Below are 18,271 nucleotides of genomic sequence, written 5' to 3' on the forward strand. Positions count from 1 at the left end.
TCCTCAGCAGGCCGGACCGGTTGACGGACGGCGCGGGCGCAGCCGGAGGGAGACGTCCTCGTCGCGTACGCCTGCGATGCGCAACGTCACCATGACGTCGTCCAGCGGTGCTCCCGTACGCAGGAGGGTGTAGACGGTCGCGGCCACCAGGCCGGGATCGGCCGCCGGGCCCGTGACGGACGCCTCGACCACGCGCCCGTCACGCAGCCCCACCAGGAAGCCGCCCCCGGCCGGAGCGACCGCCGCGAGACGGCAGCCGGGGAACCGGCCGAGGGTCTCCTCCACCCAGCGGAGCGCCGCGGCCGTCGTCGGGAGGGCACGGCGCCGGACCAGCACCGACGCGCTCTCGACCAGGCGCCGGTCCCGTTCCGCCTCGTCACAGGCCAGGTGGGTGAACGTCTCCGCGGTCTCCCGGTCCGCCCCGTACACGGCCGCGGGACGGCGCCGTACGGTGACGGCCGGCTGTCCGTCGTGACGGGAGGCAGCGGTGGCCACGGTCCAGGCGGAGACGGACGACACCGCCTCCTCCGGCGCGGGCAGCATCAGACCGGGCGGGCTGCTGTCGGGAGCCGGCTCGGGCAGACCCATCAGGCGGTACAGGGCGGTACGCAGGTGGGGGAGCGCCTGCCCCGGCTCGGCGAACGCCTGCTCCGCGATCGCGCGGTAGCGCTCCGGCGTGTGCTCGCCGACAGCCGCCGTGATCTGCCGGAAGACGTCGCCCAGCGGATCGAGCCGGGGCGCGGCCCGTCCGAGACTGTCCGCGGCCGTACCCGGCACGGCATCGCTCCCGAACGCGGCGAGCAGCACTGGCTTGCCCAGCGCCGCGCCGTACAGCGTCACCGAACCGTGGTCGCCGACGACCGCGTCCGCCGCGACCAGTGCCGGCCTCCAGGCGTGTACGGGGGGAACCAGGATCAGCCCCGCGTCCAGCGCGGCTGCCAGAGTGGTGCGGATCTGCCAGGAGCCGTGCCCCGACCAGACATTGGGATGGATGATCGCGGCGACCCGGAACCCGTCGTACGGCAGCGCCGCCAGCACGCGGGCCGGAAGGCCGGGATCCTGCCCGAGCAGGGACGTGGGGCCCCAGGTGGAACTGAGCACCACGAGGCGCTGCCCCTCAGGGACGCCCAACGCGGCCCGGTACGCCCCGGCCCGACTCGCGCTGAGGAGCATCTCGTCGAAGCACGGGTCGCCGATGAGCAGAGTGCGCCCGGCCACTCTCGGATGCGTGGCGAGCAGTTGCTCCTCCTGGTCCGGATGCGAAAGGGCGAGCCAGGCCCGGCCGGACTCCAGGAGGCGGTCCGGCACGACGCCGGACAGACGGCTGCGGGGCGCCCGCGAATCCGGCACGTGCTTCTGGAAGCCGATGCCGTGGGGCAGCACCAGAACGGGACAGTCCCCTTCCGGTACGTCGATGTTCTCACTCGCGGAGACGATGAGATCGGGAGCGGCGGCGGCCACATGCCCCCACGGGATCACCCGGCATCCCTCGTCATGGAGCAGATCGAGCACACCGTCGCTGAACGCGGACGTGGGGTCATGGGCGAAGACGACGGCCACCCGGCTGTCGCCGCGCAGCAGTGCGGGCAGGCATTCGAGGACCCGTGCGGTCGACGTGACGGTGCGGGCCGCTACGACCAGCGTCTTTTCACCGCGAAAGGTGCTCCAGCGCAGGGCTTCCCGCCCGACGGGAACGCGAAGGGGCTGCCTAGCGTGCATGGCCACCCCAGGAAGCTACGCCGAATCTGACGGCACGCGGCACGCGGCACGCGGCACGCGGCACGCGGCACGCGGCACGCGGCACGCGGCACGCGGCACGCGGCACATGGTCGATCTATCGCATTTCAAGCGGTGAAACAACCCTTCTGGAGGGTCATATGACAGGAACGGACATCCCTACCGTATCCAACGGGGAGGACGGCCGGGCCGGTCCCGCCGACCGGCCGGCACATACACTCGGGCCCGCCGGACCGGCAGGAACTCCGGCACTCCGGCACGGACTCCGGTACGGACTCCGGTACGAACCGCGGTGATATCACCGGCATCCGACGAGCCGTGGGTCACCGAAGAATGCGACGAGCGACGGCACGGGGCGCGGAGCCCCGGCCGGGAACGTGGAGCGATGGACATGGCCGAGAACGAATCAGGCGCCGACCGCCGGGGCGCGATACGGCTGCGCAGGGCCGCCGTCGAGGACGCGCAGGCCGTCACCCGGGTGTTCCTGGCCTCGCGGGCCGCGGCCATGCCCTATCTGCCCCGTGTCCACAGCGACGAGGACACCCTCGCGTGGATCACCCACGTCGTGCTGCGCGACAGCACCGTCTGGGTCGCGGAGAGCGGGGACGACGGCACCGGCGCGGTGGAGCTGCTGGGCTTCGCCTCCCTCGACGGGGCCGAGCTCGACCACCTCTACCTGCGCCCCGACGCGCTGCGCCGCGGAATCGGCACCAGGCTGCTGGAACAGGTCAAGGAGGCGTCTCCCGAGCGGCTGACCCTCTACACGTTCCAGCGCAACACCGGCGCACGGGCCTTCTACGAGCGGCACGGCTTCACCGCGGTCGCGTTCGACGACGGCAGCCGCAACGAGGAGAAGGAGCCCGACGTGCTGTACCGCTGGGCGCCCGTCAGATGACCGGCGGCCGTCCCAGCCGCGTCATCCGCCACACCGTGGACCAGCGCATCGGGCGCCGGTCGCCGCACGGGGTGCGTACCCCTTCGGCGAAGCCGCCCGCCCAGGCGCGCAGGCCCTTCGCCGAGCGGGTACGGGCCACGGTCAGCAGGGTCCAGGTGCCCAGGTAGGCCGGGATCAGGGGGAGCGGAAGGTTGCGGCGGGCGAGCCAGACCCGGTTGCGGGCCGTCATCCGGTAGTAGACCGCGTGCCGGGCCGGGGAGGTCTTGGGGTGCTGGAGCAGCAGGTCGGGTTCGTACAGGATCTTCCAGCCCGCGTCGAGCGCCCGCCAGGACAGGTCCGTCTCCTCGTGGGTGAAGAAGAACTCCGCGGGCCAGTGGCCGGTTCCGGCCAGCATCTCCATGGAGAGGGCGTGGCCGCCGCCGAGGAACGCGGTGACCGGTCCGCGCCGCATCGGGTCGCCCGCCCGCAGCCGCGGGATGTGACGGCGCTGGGTCTCGCCGAGCTCGTCGGCGATCCGGAAGCCGACGATGCCCAGGCGCGGGTCCGCGGCGAACAGCTCCTGGACCTTGCGGAACACTCCCTTGTCGACCAGCAGCCCGTCGTCGTCCAGCTCGATGACGACATCCACGTCACCGAGTTCGGCGAGCCGGTGCAGGCCGACATTGCGGCCGCCGGGGCAGCCGAGGTTCTCGTCCAGCTCGATGGTGGTCACCCCGCCCGCCAGGCCGGTCAGGCCGGGGAAGGAGCTGTAGTCCGGGAGCTCCGTGCCGTTGCCGATGATCACGAGCCGGGTGGGGCGGACGTCCTGCATGGCCACCGACGCCAGCAGCGCCTCGACCGCCTGCGGACGGTCTCCCATGGTCACGATGGATACGCCGATGCGTGGTGCGGACAAGATCGGTACTCCTGGGCTCGACTGCGGCTCGGCTGCGGCACGACTGCGGCGGGGGCAGCGCCTCGGCCGCGGTGCCCGTGATCGTAACCTCTCGTTGTTCAGCCCATGGACGGTGACCGGTCACCTGTGCGCCGTTCCGTGTCCTGTCGTGCTTCACCCCGCCTCGCGGGCCGGTTCATCCGGCGGCCGGGCGCGAACCGCGCCGTGCGAGGAAGGCACCGGCGAGCAGGGCACCGGCCAGGACGAGCGCGGAGTTGACCAGGATCGCGACCGTGACCCCGGACAGGACGGCGTCCGGCCCCGTGGCCGCTCCCATCCGGGCGGTGACGACGGCGCTCATGACCGGGATACCGAGGGCGATGCCGACCTGCTGGGTCATCGTCGCCAGACCGGTGGCCAGGCCCTGCTCCTCGTCCGGCAGGCCCGAGGTGGCGGTGACCATGAAGCCCACGATCATCAGCATGTTGCCGACACCGCCGATGAACGTGGCGGCCAGCAGCAGCCAGATCCAGGCCCCGGACGTGCCCAGCGCCACCAGGGAGAGCGTGGCAGCCGCCTGCACGATGCCGCCGGACACGATGGTGCGCCGACTGCCGAACCGGCCCACCGCACGGCCCCCGAGGGTGCCGCCGAGGACGGTGCCGATGCCCAGGACCCCGAAGGCGAGACCGGTGGCGAGCGGGGAGTGGCCGAGGACCTCCTGGAGATAGAGGGTGAGCAGGAAGACCAGTGAGGTCTCGGTGACGAAGGCGATCAGCCCGGCGGTGTTGCCCCAGATGACACTGCGCCGCTTCAGGATGTGTACGGGGACCAGCGGTGCGGCGGCCCGCTGCTCGACGAGGACGAACGCGACGAGCAGAACGGCCCCGGCGAGCAGGGCGGCCAGTGTGGTGGGCGCGGTCCAGCCGGATTCACCGGCCCGGGTGAGCCCGAACACCAGGAGCAGCAGCCCACCGGTGACGGTCATCGCGCCGGGCAGGTCGAGCTTCGGGCGTCCGGCGGGCCGGGACTCGGCGATCACGGACGGCGCGAGGGCGACGACGAGCGCGGCGACGGGGACGTTGATGAAGAAGGCCCAGCGCCAGGAGAGCAGATCGGTCAGCAGGCCGCCGAGGATGGCCCCGGCGGTGAACCCTGCGGACATCAGCGCGCCGTTGAGGCCGAGCGCGCGCTCGCGCAGCGGGCCCTCCTTGAACGCGGTGGTGAGCAGGGCGAGACCGGCCGGGGTGACGGCGGCGGTGGCCAGACCCTGCAGCACCCGCGCGGTGAGCAGGACTTCGGGCGAGTGGGCGAGTCCGCCGAGTGCGGAGGAGAGGCCGAGGACGACCATGCCGCCGATGAACAGGCGCTTGCGGCCGACGAGGTCGGCGATGCGGCCGAACAGGAGGGTGAATCCGGCCGCGGCGAGCGCGAAGGAGGTGGCGATCCACTGGAGGTGGGAGAGCGGGAAGCCGAGCCCCTCGCCGACGACCGGCAGGGCGACGTTCAGGATCGAGAAGTCCACGGCGATCATGAACTGTGCGCCGAGAAGGAGGGTGAGCACGAGCTTCTGGCGGCCCGTCATGCGCAGGGGGGACGGTGGCGTGCCGGTGGGAGCCGCGCTCGGGGCAGGGGCGAGGGGTGTCGTACGGGACGCGGACATGGCGTGCCCTTCCTGAGGCCGACCGCTTTAATGGTTCTGTGGTTCCGTTAAGGTGGAATCACCATAACAAGGGAAGGCTACTAATGGAACTGGAGACCCGTTATGGATGCTGAGGATGGAGAGCCGGGCACCGTCCGGCCCGGCGGCCGTACCGCCCGGGTACGGGAATCGGTCCTGCGGGCCGCGGGGGACGCGCTGGCGGAGCACGGCTTCGACCGGCTCGACCTGGCCGAGGTCGCCCGCCGCGCGGAGGTCGGCAAGACGACCGTCTACCGGCGCTGGTCCACCCCCGCCGGACTGGTCGCCGACCTCCTCACGGACATGGCGGAACACTCCGTGCCGCGCGCGGACACCGGCTCGCTGACCGAGGACCTCAGGGCGAACGCCCGGCTGGTGGTCCGCACGCTGGCCGATCCGCGTCAGGGGGCGCTCTTCGCGGCGGTGATCGCCGCGGCCACCTGCGACCCGCGCACGGCCGAGGCGCTGCACCGCTTCTACGCGGTACGGATCAAGGAGTGGGCCGGCTGTGTGGAAGCCGCGGTCGAACGCGGGGAACTGCCCGCCGGAACGGACGCGGGCGAGGTGATCCTGGCCGTCTCGGCGCCGCTCTACTACCGGCTGCTGGCCAGCGGCGGCACCCTGGACGAGGCCGCCGCCGACCGGGCCGCCGAAGCCGCCGCCGTCGCCGCGCGGGCGGGAGTGTTCGTACGGACGTGAGCGGTGAGCCGTGCGCGGTGCGACGTGTGCGGGGTTCGCACGGGCGGGAGGGGTGTTTCGGGGCGGGCGCGGGGTTCGTACGGGCACGGGGGGGCGTGCGTCAGGCGTCCGCCGGGCGGCGGCGCCGTACCGGAATGCGCCCTCGCTCCGGGGGAGACGTGCGCGACGGGTCCGCGCACGTCTCCCCGGCCGGGGTCGTCACCGGCTGACGCTCAGCCGATCCGGGCGCCCGTCCCGCCGACCCTGATCCGGGCGTCGCCGGCACGCAGTTCGACGGTGAGTGTGCCGGGGCGGCCCATGTCCGCGCCCTGGTGCAGGGTGAGTACGGCGGTGTCCGGGACGAGGCCGCGGTCGCGTGCGTACGCGCCGAAGGCTGCCGCCGCCGCTCCGGTCGCCGGGTCCTCGACCACTCCGCCGACGGGGAAGGGGTCCCGGACGTGGAAGACGTTCCCGGACTCGCGCCACACCAGCTGGAGCGTCGTCAGGTCGAGCCGGTGCATCAGCGCTTCGAGCCGCGCGAAGTCGTAGTCGAGGTCCGCCAGCCGCTCACGGGTCGCGGCGGCCAGCACCAGGTGCCGGGCGCCCGCGTAGGCGATCCGGGGCGGCAGCGCGGGGTCGAGGTCGGCGGCCGGCCAGTCCAGCGCGGCCAGAGCCTCCGTCAGGTCGGCCGGGCCGATGTCCGTGACCTGCGGTTCGACGCTGGTCAGGACGGCGCGCAGCTCGTCGCCGTGCCGGGTGACGGTGACCGGGACGGTACCCGCCCGGGTGGCGAACACCAGGTCGCCGGGGCCGTCGCGTTCCGCGAGCGCGATGGCGGTCGCGACCGTCGCGTGGCCGCAGAAGGGGACTTCGGCCTTCGGGCTGAAGTAGCGGATCGTGTGGGCCGCGTCGCCGGTCCGCTCCGTCAGGAACGCCGACTCGCTGTAGCCGAGCTCCGCGGCGGTGGCCAGCATCTCCGCATCGTCGAGGCAGGACGCGTCCAGGACGACTCCGGCGGGATTTCCGCCGTCCGGGTCGGTGGAGAAGGCGGTATAGCGCAGGACGTCGATCCCGGAGGCCGGGTGGCCGGGATGGTTTCGGTCCTGGCCCTGGCCCTGGTCCTGGTCATGGTCCTGGCTCTGGTTCCGGCTCTGGCTGTCGCTCATGTGGCAGCTCAACCGTGCCCCCCGGCGGGGCATTCCCGACGGGAGCGCCGGGAGCGCCGGGAGCGGCGGAAGCGCCGGGTCCGGTCGGGAGCCGCCGGAGCGGCCGACGGCCGTCGCGGTCCCGACCGGGACCGCGACGGCCGGATCAAGGCTGCCCGACGACGGGTCAGTGGCAGTTCTTGACGCCCTTGCTCGACTTCTTGAAGGAGCAGGAGTCCTGGAGCTTGCCGTTCGGCTTGATCAGCCGGGCCTTGTCACCGGTGTTGTTCCAGACATACGAGCCGCGGTTCCAGTACACGCTGCCCGAGGCGTTCTTGCCCTTGCCGGTGCGGACCTTGACGGTCTTGCCCGCACCGACGGTGTAGCTGCCGAAGGTGTAGGTGTAGCCGGTGTTGTCCTTCAGCTTGTAGCCCTTGAGCTGGAGCTTCTTCTTGCCGTTGTTGTGGATGTCCACCCACTCGGCGTTGAGGGACTTGTTCGAGCGGTTGTCCTTGCCGGGGCTGTCGTACTGGATCTTGCCGAGGTGCAGCCCGCCCTGATGGGCGGCCGCCGAGGCCGGTGCCGTGGCGAGGAGCGAGCCGGCCAGAGCGGTGGCGGCGGCCAGGGCGAGAGGCGCAGCGGTGCGTATGCGCATGCTGTGTGGTCCTTACGTGTAGGAACGGTGAAGGCGTAAGGGTTGCGAGCATACGGGTTGCACGCGTTCGCGTGGTGGTCGGATGACGATATCCGTAAAACCTGCCATTTCGCGGCGAGTTCCGGCCACCCGGCCGGTCCCCGAAGGGCCTGGTCCCCGCCGTAAGCCGTCACCCGCCGAAAGCCGACACCGGCCGAGCGCCGCCCCGCGCAAGCGCGCGGCGTCAGCCCCGTCCGACGTACGGCATCGTCGTCGCCAGCACCGTGGCGAACTGCACGTTGGCCTCCAGCGGCAGTTCGGCCATGTGCAGTACCGTCCGGGCCACGTCCGCCGCCGCCATGACCGGCTCCACCGCCAGTTCCCCGTTGGCCTGGAGAATGCCGGTCCGCATCCGCTCGGTCATCTCCGTCGCCGCGTTGCCGATGTCGATCTGCCCGCAGGCGATCCGGTACGGACGCCCGTCCAGCGACAGCGCCTTCGTCAGACCTGTCATCGCGTGCTTCGTCGCGGTGTACGCGATCGAGTGCGGGCGCGGCGCGTGGGCGGAGATCGAGCCGTTGTTGATGATCCGGCCGCCCTGCGGGTCCTGCTCCTTCAGCTGCCGGTACGCCGCCTGCGCGCACAGGAACGCCCCGGTCAGATTCACCTCCACCACCGCACGCCAGTCCTCGTACGCGAGGTCCTCGACCGGCACCGAAGCCGGTCCGAAGGTGCCCGCGTTGTTGAAGAGCAGGTCCAGACGGCCGAATCGCTCCCGAACCGAGGTGAAGAGCGCGTCGACCTCGTCCGGGTCGGTCACATCGGTGCGTACGCTCAGCACGTCCTGTGAAGCCGTGGCCTCGGCCGTCCGTGCCAGCGGCTCTTCCCGCCTCCCCGCCAGGGCGACCGACCAGCCCGCCCCCGCCAGGGCGAGCGCGACAGCCCGTCCGATACCCGAACCCGCACCCGTGACGACGGCAACTCTCCGCTCAGTGTTCATGGCCCGGCAGCGTACGGGAGGTGTGGTCGCAGGTGGCACGCGGTGCTCATCGAGCCGCCATGAGGATGTTGTGTACCCGACAACGGCAGGTCGTCGCCCCGCACTCCAATGCCTCTGACAACAGCCGTCAGGGGAGGGGCACATGACACCCGCACCGTTCAGTACCGCGCCCGGTCAGCAGAGCCATTCCGCGGAACTCCGCGCCGCGGCCCGCCACATCGGTGAGGGCGTCGGCCGCCGCCGCCTCCTCACCGCCACCGGCGCCGCCGCCGCGCTCGCCTTCGCGGTCAACCTGCCCTCCGCGGGCGTCGCGAGCGCCGCCGAACTCGACGCGCGGCGCATCACCGAGGACCCCTTCACCCTCGGCGTCGGCTCCGGCGACCCGCTGCCCGACTCCGTCCTGCTCTGGACGAGACTCGCGCCGCGCCCCTACGAGCCCGGCGGCGGACTGCCCGGTGTCCGCGTCCAGGTCGGCTGGGAGGTGGCCCGCGACGAGCGCTTCCGCCGCATCGTCCGGCGCGGCTCGGTCACCGCCCACCCGGAGTTCGCCCACAGCGTCCGCGCGGACATCAAGGGCCTCGACTCCGACCGCACCCTCTACTACCGTTTCCGGGCCGGCGGCTGGATCAGCCCGGTCGGCCGCACCCGCACCGCACCCGCCCGCACCGCCCGCAACAGCTCGCTGACCCTGGCCGCGGTCTCCTGCCAGGCGTACCACGACGGCTACTTCACCGCGTACAAGCACCTCGCCCAGGAGGATGTCGACGTGGTCTTCCACCTCGGCGACTACCTCTACGAGTACGCGGTCACCGCGACCGGCGGCGCCCGCGACTACACCGACCGCAGGCTCCCGGCGCACTACAACCGCGAGACGGTCACCCTGGAGGACTACCGGCTGCGGTACGCCCTCTACAAGTCCGACCCCGATCTGCGGGCCGCCCACGCCGCGCACCCCTTCGTCGTCACCTGGGACGACCACGAGACCGAGAACAACTACGCGGGCGGGACCCCGGAGAACGACGTCCCGCCGGAGGAGTTCCTGCTGCGCAGGGCCGCCGCCTACCGCGCGTACTGGGAGAACCAGCCGCTGCGCACCCCGCAGCGGCCCACCGGTCCCGACATGCGGCTCTACCGACGCCTTCAGTTCGGCCGGCTCGCCCAGTTCGACATCCTCGACACCCGTCAGTACCGCAGCAACCAGGCGTACGGGGACGGCTGGAAGGTCCCGGGGCCGGAGTCCGAGGACCCCGCCCGCACCATGACGGGCGCCGCCCAGGAGCGTTGGCTGATCGACGGCTGGCACGCCTCGCGGGCCACCTGGAACGTCGTACCGCAGCAGGTCACCTTCGCGCAGCGACGTGACGTTCCGACCGACGCCTTCAAGCTGTCCATGGACTCGTGGGACGGCTATCCGGCCTCCCGGCAGCGGCTCCTGAACGGTGCGGCGGCGGCCGGGGTCGACAACCTGATGGTGCTGACGGGCGATGTGCACGTCGGCTACGGCTTCGATCTCAAGCAGGACTTCGACGACCCGTCCTCCCGCACCGTCGGCACGGAGATCGTCGCCACGTCCGTCGCCAGCGGCAAGGACGGCTCGGACAAGCCGGCCAACTGGAACAACCAGACGCGGGCCAACCCGCACATGAAGTTCTACAACGGGCGCCGCGGCTACGCGCGCATCGCCCTCGGCACGAAGGAGGCACGCGCCGACTTCCGTACGGTGTCGGCCGTCACCACCCCCGGAGCGCCCCTCACCACCGCGGGGTCCTTCGTCACCGAGGCCGGGAACCCGGGGCTCACGCCCGCGTAACGCGTACGGCCTCCCACCGGCGCCGGACACCGGCCGGTCAACGGCCTCCCGGCGGACAGGGCGGTGCGGAGCGGCCCCGTGAGCGGTACGGGGTCAGTTCCGCGCGTCCGCCGGATACGCGTCCGCCGGATACGCGTCCGCCGGATAGCGGACGCCGATGCGGTCACGTACCGCGTCGAGCGTCCGCATCACCGCGAGCGAACCGTCCAGCGGCACCAGCGGGGACTCGGTCTCGCCCGCCCGCACCGCGCGCATCACCTCGGCCGCCTCGTACTGCAGACCGGTCAGACCCTGCGGCCCCGGCCCCGTGGTGATCTCCTCGGGTTCCGCGCCCGCCCGGCGCAGCACGAAGCGGCTCGGGTAGAAGAAGCTGTCCGGGAAGTCGATCCGCCCGGCCGTGCCGATGACGGTGGCGGCTGTCGGGTGGTGCCCGACGATCGAGCAGGCGAGCAGGGCGGTGGCCCCCGAGTCCCAGCCCAGCAGCATCCCGGTGTTCAGATCGACGCCCTCCGGGGACAGCAGCGCGTCGGCCTGCACCCGGTCCGGCTCACCCAGCAGCAGCTGCGCGAACGACACCGGATAGACCCCCAGGTCCAGCAGCGCGCCCCCGCCCAGCGCCGGATCCCGCAGCCGGTGCCCGGGACCGAAGTCGCCCGCGAACCCGAAGTCGGCCTGCACCGTGCGGATCTCACCGATGGCACCGTCCCGCACCAGCTCGGTCATCCGCCGGATCACCGGGTTGCAGTACGTCCACATGGCTTCCATCAGGAACAGCCCGCGCTCCCGGGCCAGCGCGACGAGCTCCTCGGCCTGCGGGGTGTCGAGCGTGAACGCCTTCTCGCACAGCACGTGCTTCCCGGCCTCCAGGGCGAGCCCGGCCGCCTCCCGGTGCGCGGAGTGCGGGGTGGCCACGTACACGATGTCGACGCCGTCGTCGGCGACCAGCTCCGCCCAGCTGCCGTAGGCCCGCTCGATCCCGAACCGTTCGGCGAACGCCTTCGCCGAGGCGTCCGTACGGGAGGCCACCGCCACCACTTCCGCGTCCGGCATCGACCGCACATCCGCCGTGAAGCTCGCGGCTATGCCACCCGTCGCCAGCACGCCCCACCGCACAGTCCTGCTCATGCCCGCCCCCACAGAAAAAGGTATCGACCACTCCGGTTGAGCTGAGAGCATAGATGCGGATTCAACGATGTGGAGACGAGAATGCCGGACAGCGGCGGAAGCCGGGCCCAGCAAGAGCACATACCCCTGACCCGGACCGGAGCCGGAACCGGTCCAGGTCCCCTGCCCACCGCCCCGGTCCCCGGGGCCACAGCGACCCGGCGTACCGGGCTGCTGGTCACCATGGTCCTCGGCGGACTCACCGCGCTGCCGCCCCTCTCCATGGACATGTACCTCCCGGCCCTGCCCGAGGTCACCGACGCCCTGCACGCCCCCGCCTCGACCGTCCAGCTCACGCTGACCGCGTGCCTGGCCGGCATGGCGCTCGGCCAGCTCGTCGTCGGACCGATGAGCGACCGCTGGGGCCGGCGCAGGCCACTGCTCCTCGGCATGGTCATCTACGTCCTCGCCACCGCGATCTGCGCGCTGGCACCCACCGCGGAACTCCTCATCGGCTTCCGCCTCCTCCAGGGCCTGGCGGGTGCGGCCGGCATCGTGATCGCCAGGGCGGTGGTGCGGGACCTCTACGACGGCGTGGAGATGGCGCGGTTCTTCTCCACCCTGATGCTGATCTCCGGGGTCGCCCCGATCATCGCCCCGCTGATCGGCGGACAGGTCCTGCGGATCACCGACTGGCGCGGCATCTTCGTCGTGCTCACCGTCGTCGGTGTCCTGCTCACCCTCGTCGTCTGGAAGTGGCTCCACGAGACACTGCCGCCCGCCCAGCGCCACACCGGCGGGGTCGCCGACGCGCTGCGCACCATGCGCGGGCTGCTCGCCGACCGGGTCTTCACCGGCTACATGGTCACGGGAGGTCTCGCCTTCGCGGTCCTCTTCGCCTACATCTCGGCGTCCCCGTTCGTCGTGCAGGAGATCTACGGGGCCTCCCCGCAGACCTTCAGCCTGCTCTTCGGGGTCAACTCGATCGGCCTGATCATCGTCGGCCAGATCAACGGCAAGGTGCTGGTGGGCCGGATCAGCCTGGACAAGGTGCTCGGCTTCGGCCTCGCCGTCATCGTGCTGTCCGCCGTGGCCCTGCTGCTCATGACGACCGGTGTCTTCGGCGAGGTGGGCCTCGTGCCGGTCGCGGCCGGGCTCTTCGTGCTGATGTCGGCGATGGGCCTCGCGATGCCGAACACCAACGCCCAGGCCCTGATGCGGACCAAGCACGCGGCGGGCTCCGCCTCCGCGCTGCTCGGTACGTCCTCGTTCCTGATCGGCGCCATCGCCTCCCCTCTGGTCGGTATCGCCGGCGAGCGGACGGCCGTTCCGATGGCGGTCGTGCAGGTGGTGTGCGCGGTGGCGGCCGTGGCCTGCTTCCTCGGCCTGTGCAGGCCGTGGCAGCGGCAGGGCCGCGAGGCGGGCGGTCTCTGAGACGGCCCGCGAGGCCGGCGGTCCCCGGAACGGCGGAAACCCGGCCCGGGGAAAGCCGGCCCCGGCCCGGGGAAAGCCGGCCCCGGCCCGGGGAACGCGGAAACCCGGCCCGGAGAACGCGGAAACCCGGCCCGGGAAGCTCCCGGGCCGGGTTTCGCGCGTCAGTGGCCGTACGTCGTCAGTCGCCGCGCGGGTAGCCGATCAGATGGATCCGCTCCTGCCGGTCCGTCCAGCGGAACACCCCGACCCCCGTCGTCTCGACCACCGGCAGCCGCGCGTTGCGCGACAGCGAGTCGGTCGTCCAGGTCGCGAAGTCCATCGAGACCGGCAGCCCGCCCCCGGCCAGCGCGTCCGACGCGTCACGCGCGTTGGTCGCCCCGTAGGCGATCCCGTCGTCCGTCACCGTGGCGAGGGTCAGATGGCTCGAACCGTCGTCGTCCTCGAAGCAGAACCCCTTCTTCGCCTCCAGGTCGAACGCGAGGTTCCCGGCGATCAGATAGCCGCCCGAGGGGGACAGGACGGCCTGCGGATAACGTCCGGGCTTTATGGCGGGCTTGTGGCACTCCACCGAGACCAGCGGCTTCCCGGTCAGCGAGTCGTGCACCGCCCACAGCTCGTGCGTGGCCGCTCGCTTCGACTTCTTGTCGAGCGTCCACTTCGCCAGCACCTGGCCCGGCGTCACGGACGTCGGAACACCGCTGAGCTTGTCGACGCCCTTGGGCGCGACGTTCCGGCTGAACCAGCCGTCGCGCGTCCAGAACTCCCGTACGCCGCTGACCAGCAGGCCCTGCGCGGTCTGGCCCCGCACCTCCGTGAGCTGCTTGCAGGTCTTGCAGCCCTTGGGGTACTCCAGCTCCGCGGCCGGGACCTTCGTCACCGTGCCCGTGATCGGGTCGACGAGCGCGCTGTTCGCCTTGCCGTCACTGATCACGATGTCCGGACCGGTGGCGGTGATGTCCGGAGAACCGGACCACGGCACCTCGATACGCTGCCGGGTGCCGTCCGCCACCGCGTACACATCCATGGAGACGAAGGTGTCGGAGGGCGAGAGCCCGTCGCCGACCTTCCCGTAGGACCAGGCCACGAAGTACTGCCGGTCGTTCTTGGTGACGGTCAGCAGATTCGGGTAGTGCAGGGGGTCCGGCGGGCGCCAGGCCTGGCCGCGCCACCCCAGTTCACCGGTCGCCGTGTCGACGGTGCGCAACCGGTAGCGGTTCTCGGCGGACTTCTCCAGGTAGGCGATCCGGCCCGTCGCGTAGGAGACCGCGACATCGGGCGAGGAACCGATGATCTCCCAGCCGCGGTCGGTCGTGTACTCGGGCGGGGCGGTGAGCCGGGTCACCGGACCCGCGCTCGGCAGGACGGATCTCTTCGGCTTGGCGCCGCTCTTGGCTCCGTCCCCGTCGCTCTTGCCGCCGCCGCAGGTCGCCAGCAGGAGCAGCAGGGCGAAAAAGAACACCCCACCGACCAGGGCCAGCCGCACAATCCGTTGTCTCATGGCTCTCCCGATGGACAATCCTGATCTCGCGCGGGTCAGCGTAGCAACAGCCTCGGAAGGATGCGGAGTTCGACCGGGTCGCTGTTGTGTACCGGTTACGTGGAGGCGAAGCGGAATACGGCCGGGGCGACACATCCGCCTACAATTCGCCGGTGAACGTCACCCTCCCCACCGCGGAAACCCTGCGTTCGGCCCTGGCCGGACTGCTCGACGGGCTGCCGCCCAAGCAGGCCACGCAGGCCGTCGACCGGCTGATCGCCAGCTACCGCGGCTCCACGCCCACCGACGCCCCGATCCTGCGTGACCGCTCGGACGTCGCCGCGTACGCCGCGTACCGGATGCCCGCCACCTTCGAAGCGGTACGGTCCGCCCTCGCCGCGCTGTGCGACGCGGCGCCGGAGTGGGCGCCCGCCACGCACACCGACATCGGGGGCGGCACGGGCGCGGCGAGCTGGGCGGTCGCCGGGGCCTGGGAGGGGCCGGCGACGACCGTCCTGGACTGGTCCGAGCCCGCCCTGGAGCTGGGCCGGGAGCTGGCGGGGCTGTCGGGCGTCCCGGCACTGCGCGACGCCCGTTGGGAGAAGGCGAGGATCGGCGCGGAGCCGGCGCCGGCCCCCACGGATCTGGTGACCGTCTCCTACGTACTCAAGGAGCTCACCGAGCGGGCCAGGACCGAGCTCGTCGACGCGGCGGCGGCCGCCGCACAGGCCGTGGTGATCGTGGAACCCGGCACGCCCGACGGCTACGCGCGGATCATCGAGGCCCGCGACCGGCTGATCGCGGCCGGGCTGACCGTGGCGGCACCCTGCCCGCACAGCGCCGCCTGCCCCATCGAGCCGGGCACGGACTGGTGCCACTTCTCGGCGCGGGTCAGCCGGTCCTCGCTGCACCGGCGGGTGAAGGGCGGTTCGCTGAGCCACGAGGACGAGAAGTTCAGCTACGTCGTCGCGACGCGTTTCCCCGTCCTGCCGGTCGCCGCACGCGTCACCCGCAGGCCGCAGATCCGCAAGGGCCAGGTGCTGCTGGAGCTGTGCACGCGGGACGAGGGCCTGGCCCGCTCCACGGTCACCAAGCGGCACGGGGAGCTGTACCGGGCGGCCAGGGACATCGCCTGGGGCGACGCCTGGCCGCCGGCCGACACGGAGTAGCGGCTCAGCCCCGCAGCTCCTGCGTGCAGCACTTCACGCTGCCGCCGCCCTTGAGCAGCTCGCCCAGGTCCATCGGGACCGGTTCGAAGCCCCGGTCCCGCAGCGGGTCCAGCAGCCCCGTCGCGGCCTGCGGCAGCAGCACATGACGCCCGTCGCTGACCGAGTTCAGCCCGAACGCCGCCGCGTCCGCCTCCCGGGCGATCAGCGCGTCGGGGAAGAGCCGGGCCAGCACGGACCGGCTGCCGGGAGAGAAGGCGTCCGGGTAGTACATGATCTCGTCGCCCGCCTCGTCGAGCACGCACAGGGCCGTATCCAGGTGGTAGTAGCGCGGATCCACCAGATCGAGGCCGATGACGGGCCGCCCGAAGAACTCCTGCGCCTCGTCGTGCGAGAGCGGGCTGGACCGGAAACCGCGCCCGGCCAGGACGTAGGTGGAGGTGACCGCGAAGTCCCCCTCGCCCTCGTTGACATGGTCCGGTTCCCGGATCTCGGTGAAGCCGTGCTCCCGGAACCAGTCGCGGTGGGCCTCGGCCTCCGCGAACCGCTCCCGGTAGGCGAACAGGGCACCGAGCACCCGCCCGTCGATCACGGTGGCGCCGTTGGCGGCGAAGACCATGTCGGGCAGGTCGGGGCGCGGGGTGAGCAGCTCGACGGTGTGGCCGAGCGCGCGGTAGCGGTCGCGCAGGTCCTCCCACTGGGTCTGCGCCAGCGGCAGGTCGACGGGCTTCGAGGGGTCCATCCACGGGTTGATGGAGTACGTGACCCTGAAGTGGGAAGGGGCGCACATCAGATAGCGACGAGGGGTGGCGTCACGGTTCAACTGGGGCTCCTCACGAACGGCGGCCGGAGCCGCGGAACGGTGGGATACGCACGGTCTGCGCGTGAGCCCATGGTGCGCCGTGCGGGGCCGATCCCGCAGCTGACCGATCGTGGTTCACCCGGGGATCGCGGGACAGACCCGTGCCGAAGGGGGCGACGCCCGGTGTGCGGGCCGGGCGTACAGGACGAGCCGGGCGTACAGGACGAAGTCTGGCGGACAAGACGATACGTATCGGCTTGCGGGGCGATAGATTGGCCGGATGGCATCCCACAAGGCTCCCGACTCCAGCCGCCGCAGCGACCGCTCCCGCCGGGCGATCCACGACGCCGCTCTCGCGCTCGTCGGGGAGATCGGCTACGGGAGGACGACGATCGAGGGTATCGCCGCCCGCGCCGGGGTGGGCAAGCAGACGATCTACCGCTGGTGGCCCTCGAAGGCGGCCGTCCTGCTGGAGGCGTACCTCGACCTCCAGAACCGGTCGGCGGAGCAGGGTTCGCAAGAGACGGACGAGGCGCCGTACGCGATTGCGGACACCGGCGACCTGGCCGCCGACCTCAAGGCCGTACTGCGGGCCACCGTCGACGAGCTGAACGACCCGGTGACCGAGGCGCCCACCCGGGCACTCGCCGCCGAGGGCATCATCGATCCGGAGCTGGGTGCCGAATTCGCCGAGAAACTGCTCGAACCGCAGATCGGGCTCTATGTCACACGGCTGCGGGCCGCGCAGCGGGCGGGCCAGGTGCGCGACGACGTCGATCTCAGGGTCGCCGTGGAACTGCTGATCGCCCCGCTGACCCACCGCTGGCTGCTCAGCGGCCTTCCGCTCACCCATGACTACGCGGACACGATCGTCGACCACGCCCTGCGGGGACTGTCCACAGACGCCTGATCGATATCCGGTATGTGGTGACATCGGGCGTGATGGTGCTCACTCGGTGCAGTGGTCCCCGGCCCCGCTGGTGAACTCTGGCCACCCGAGGCGCAGGATGGTGGGACCATGGATGCGTAACGCTGAGGTGAGGGGATAGATGGGCGCCGATTCCGGCCGCTATCGCGGCACAGAGAGCAGGATCTCCCAGTGGCTGCGGCGACGACCCAAACCGCAGCGGGCCGAGGCCGACGACACGGCCCGGGTGGCGCTGCTCCTCGCCGTCGCCGAGGCGGGCATGCCGATCTCACCCGCCGCCCATCCCCACGGATACCGATGTTCGTGCGAACGCGTCGGCTGTCCCACCCCCGCCCGGCACCCCGTCTCCTTCGCCTGGCAGACGCAGTCGACCACCGACCGCGCCCAGATCGAGCGCTGGGCCCACAGCCAGCCGCTGGCCAACTTCATCACCGCGACCGGCATGATCCACGATGTCCTGGACGTCCCGCTGACCGCCGGCCGGGAAGCTCTGGAACGTCTTCTCGCCGCGGGCATCGACGTCGGCCCCGTCGCCCAGTCCGGTGAGGACCGGATGCTCTTCTTCACCGCCACCCGGGGTACCCCGGCGGACGAGGACGAGTGGTGGCCCTGCGAGCTGGACTGCCACCCCGAGACGATGGACGAGCACCCCGGGCTGCGCTGGCACTGCCGGGGCAGCTATGTGCTCCTGCCGCCCGCCCGGCTCCCCGGTGAGCTGGACGTGCACTGGGTACGGGGCCCGGAGCACGAGCTCCCCGACCCGCTGACCCTGCTGGAGACGCTGACGGACGCCTGCGCGAGCTATGCGCACAGCGCCGAGCAGAGCGACCTCGACCACGATTCGGTGGCCTGGCCGCTGAGCCGCTGAGCGCCGTGGCACGGCCGCCCGCCGGACCGGCGGGCGGA

The 18,271-nt window shown here is 71.8% G+C and carries 15 protein-coding genes and 1 pseudogene; 7 read left to right on the forward strand and 9 right to left on the reverse strand.

Annotation, left to right across the window (positions count from 1 at the left end; translation table 11 throughout):
- Positions 1-3 precede the first annotated feature (3 nt).
- A complete protein-coding gene (locus A6A29_RS30395) occupies positions 4-1,719 on the reverse strand; it encodes a hypothetical protein (RefSeq protein ID WP_073724945.1) in 1,716 nt (571 codons plus the stop codon).
- Between the two features lie 409 nt (positions 1,720-2,128).
- Between A6A29_RS30395 and A6A29_RS30400 the strand changes: the two genes are divergently transcribed.
- The gene (locus tag A6A29_RS30400) at positions 2,129-2,632 is read left to right on the forward strand and encodes a GNAT family N-acetyltransferase (RefSeq protein WP_073725467.1); all 504 of its coding nucleotides are present in this window, start codon (positions 2,129-2,131) and stop codon (positions 2,630-2,632) included.
- Here A6A29_RS30400 and A6A29_RS30405 read toward each other — a convergent pair.
- Positions 2,625-3,527, reverse strand: a complete 903-nt coding sequence (locus tag A6A29_RS30405) for a glycosyltransferase family 2 protein (RefSeq protein ID WP_073724947.1) — start codon at positions 3,525-3,527, stop codon at positions 2,625-2,627. The two genes, A6A29_RS30400 and A6A29_RS30405, sit on opposite strands and share 8 nt — an antisense overlap.
- A gap of 175 nt (positions 3,528-3,702) precedes the next feature.
- Positions 3,703-5,169: an MFS transporter gene (locus tag A6A29_RS30410; protein ID WP_073724949.1), complete on the reverse strand. Its 1,467-nt coding sequence runs from the start codon at positions 5,167-5,169 to the stop codon at positions 3,703-3,705.
- 102 nt (positions 5,170-5,271) lie between these two features.
- Between A6A29_RS30410 and A6A29_RS30415 the strand changes: the two genes are divergently transcribed.
- A complete protein-coding gene (locus A6A29_RS30415) occupies positions 5,272-5,886 on the forward strand; it encodes a TetR/AcrR family transcriptional regulator (protein ID WP_073724951.1) in 615 nt (204 codons plus the stop codon).
- A 212-nt stretch (positions 5,887-6,098) separates the two neighbouring features.
- On the opposite strand, the gene A6A29_RS30420 is transcribed toward A6A29_RS30415, so the two are convergent.
- The 3 genes from A6A29_RS30420 to A6A29_RS30430 form a co-directional block, all read right to left on the reverse strand.
- Positions 6,099-7,031 carry a PhzF family phenazine biosynthesis protein gene (locus tag A6A29_RS30420; protein ID WP_079183092.1) on the reverse strand — a complete coding sequence of 311 codons (933 nt, stop codon included), beginning with the start codon at positions 7,029-7,031 and terminating at the stop codon, positions 6,099-6,101.
- A 166-nt stretch (positions 7,032-7,197) separates the two neighbouring features.
- Positions 7,198-7,665, reverse strand: coding sequence for a lamin tail domain-containing protein (locus tag A6A29_RS30425; RefSeq protein ID WP_073724953.1), 468 nt, complete (start codon positions 7,663-7,665; stop codon positions 7,198-7,200).
- Positions 7,666-7,888: 223 nt separating this feature from the next.
- On the reverse strand, positions 7,889-8,644 hold the full coding sequence (locus A6A29_RS30430) for an SDR family oxidoreductase (protein ID WP_073724955.1): 756 nt from the start codon (positions 8,642-8,644) through the stop codon (positions 7,889-7,891).
- A 142-nt stretch (positions 8,645-8,786) separates the two neighbouring features.
- On the opposite strand from A6A29_RS30430, the gene A6A29_RS30435 reads away from it, so the two are divergent.
- Positions 8,787-10,454: an alkaline phosphatase D family protein gene (locus tag A6A29_RS30435; protein WP_073724957.1), complete on the forward strand. Its 1,668-nt coding sequence runs from the start codon at positions 8,787-8,789 to the stop codon at positions 10,452-10,454.
- Between the two features lie 93 nt (positions 10,455-10,547).
- Here the strand turns inward: A6A29_RS30435 and A6A29_RS30440 are convergent, their stop codons facing one another.
- Entirely contained in the window at positions 10,548-11,579 is a 1,032-nt protein-coding gene (locus A6A29_RS30440; protein ID WP_073724959.1) for a Gfo/Idh/MocA family protein, read from the reverse strand.
- A gap of 81 nt (positions 11,580-11,660) precedes the next feature.
- Here A6A29_RS30440 and A6A29_RS30445 point away from each other — a divergent pair, with 81 nt between their 5' ends.
- Positions 11,661-12,992: a multidrug effflux MFS transporter gene (locus A6A29_RS30445; protein ID WP_073724961.1), complete on the forward strand. Its 1,332-nt coding sequence runs from the start codon at positions 11,661-11,663 to the stop codon at positions 12,990-12,992.
- 178 nt (positions 12,993-13,170) lie between these two features.
- On the opposite strand, the gene A6A29_RS30450 is transcribed toward A6A29_RS30445, so the two are convergent.
- On the reverse strand, positions 13,171-14,490 hold the full coding sequence (locus A6A29_RS30450) for a hypothetical protein (RefSeq protein WP_073724963.1): 1,320 nt from the start codon (positions 14,488-14,490) through the stop codon (positions 13,171-13,173).
- A 152-nt stretch (positions 14,491-14,642) separates the two neighbouring features.
- On the opposite strand from A6A29_RS30450, the gene A6A29_RS30455 reads away from it, so the two are divergent.
- Positions 14,643-15,638, forward strand: coding sequence for a small ribosomal subunit Rsm22 family protein (locus A6A29_RS30455; RefSeq protein ID WP_073725471.1), 996 nt, complete (start codon positions 14,643-14,645; stop codon positions 15,636-15,638).
- Positions 15,639-15,642: 4 nt separating this feature from the next.
- On the opposite strand, the pseudogene ddaH reads toward A6A29_RS30455, so the two are convergent.
- Positions 15,643-16,479 (reverse strand): annotated as a pseudogene (gene ddaH / locus A6A29_RS30460) (dimethylargininase); the annotation flags it as partial.
- Between the two features lie 238 nt (positions 16,480-16,717).
- On the opposite strand from ddaH, the gene A6A29_RS30465 reads away from it, so the two are divergent.
- On the forward strand, positions 16,718-17,347 hold the full coding sequence (locus A6A29_RS30465) for a TetR/AcrR family transcriptional regulator (protein WP_073724965.1): 630 nt from the start codon (positions 16,718-16,720) through the stop codon (positions 17,345-17,347).
- A gap of 139 nt (positions 17,348-17,486) precedes the next feature.
- On the forward strand, positions 17,487-18,233 hold the full coding sequence (locus A6A29_RS30470) for a bifunctional DNA primase/polymerase (protein ID WP_073724967.1): 747 nt from the start codon (positions 17,487-17,489) through the stop codon (positions 18,231-18,233).
- The last annotated feature ends 38 nt before the right edge of the window (positions 18,234-18,271 follow it).

The sequence above is a fragment of the Streptomyces sp. TSRI0281 genome, from assembly GCF_001905125.1.
Classification (GTDB): domain Bacteria; phylum Actinomycetota; class Actinomycetes; order Streptomycetales; family Streptomycetaceae; genus Streptomyces.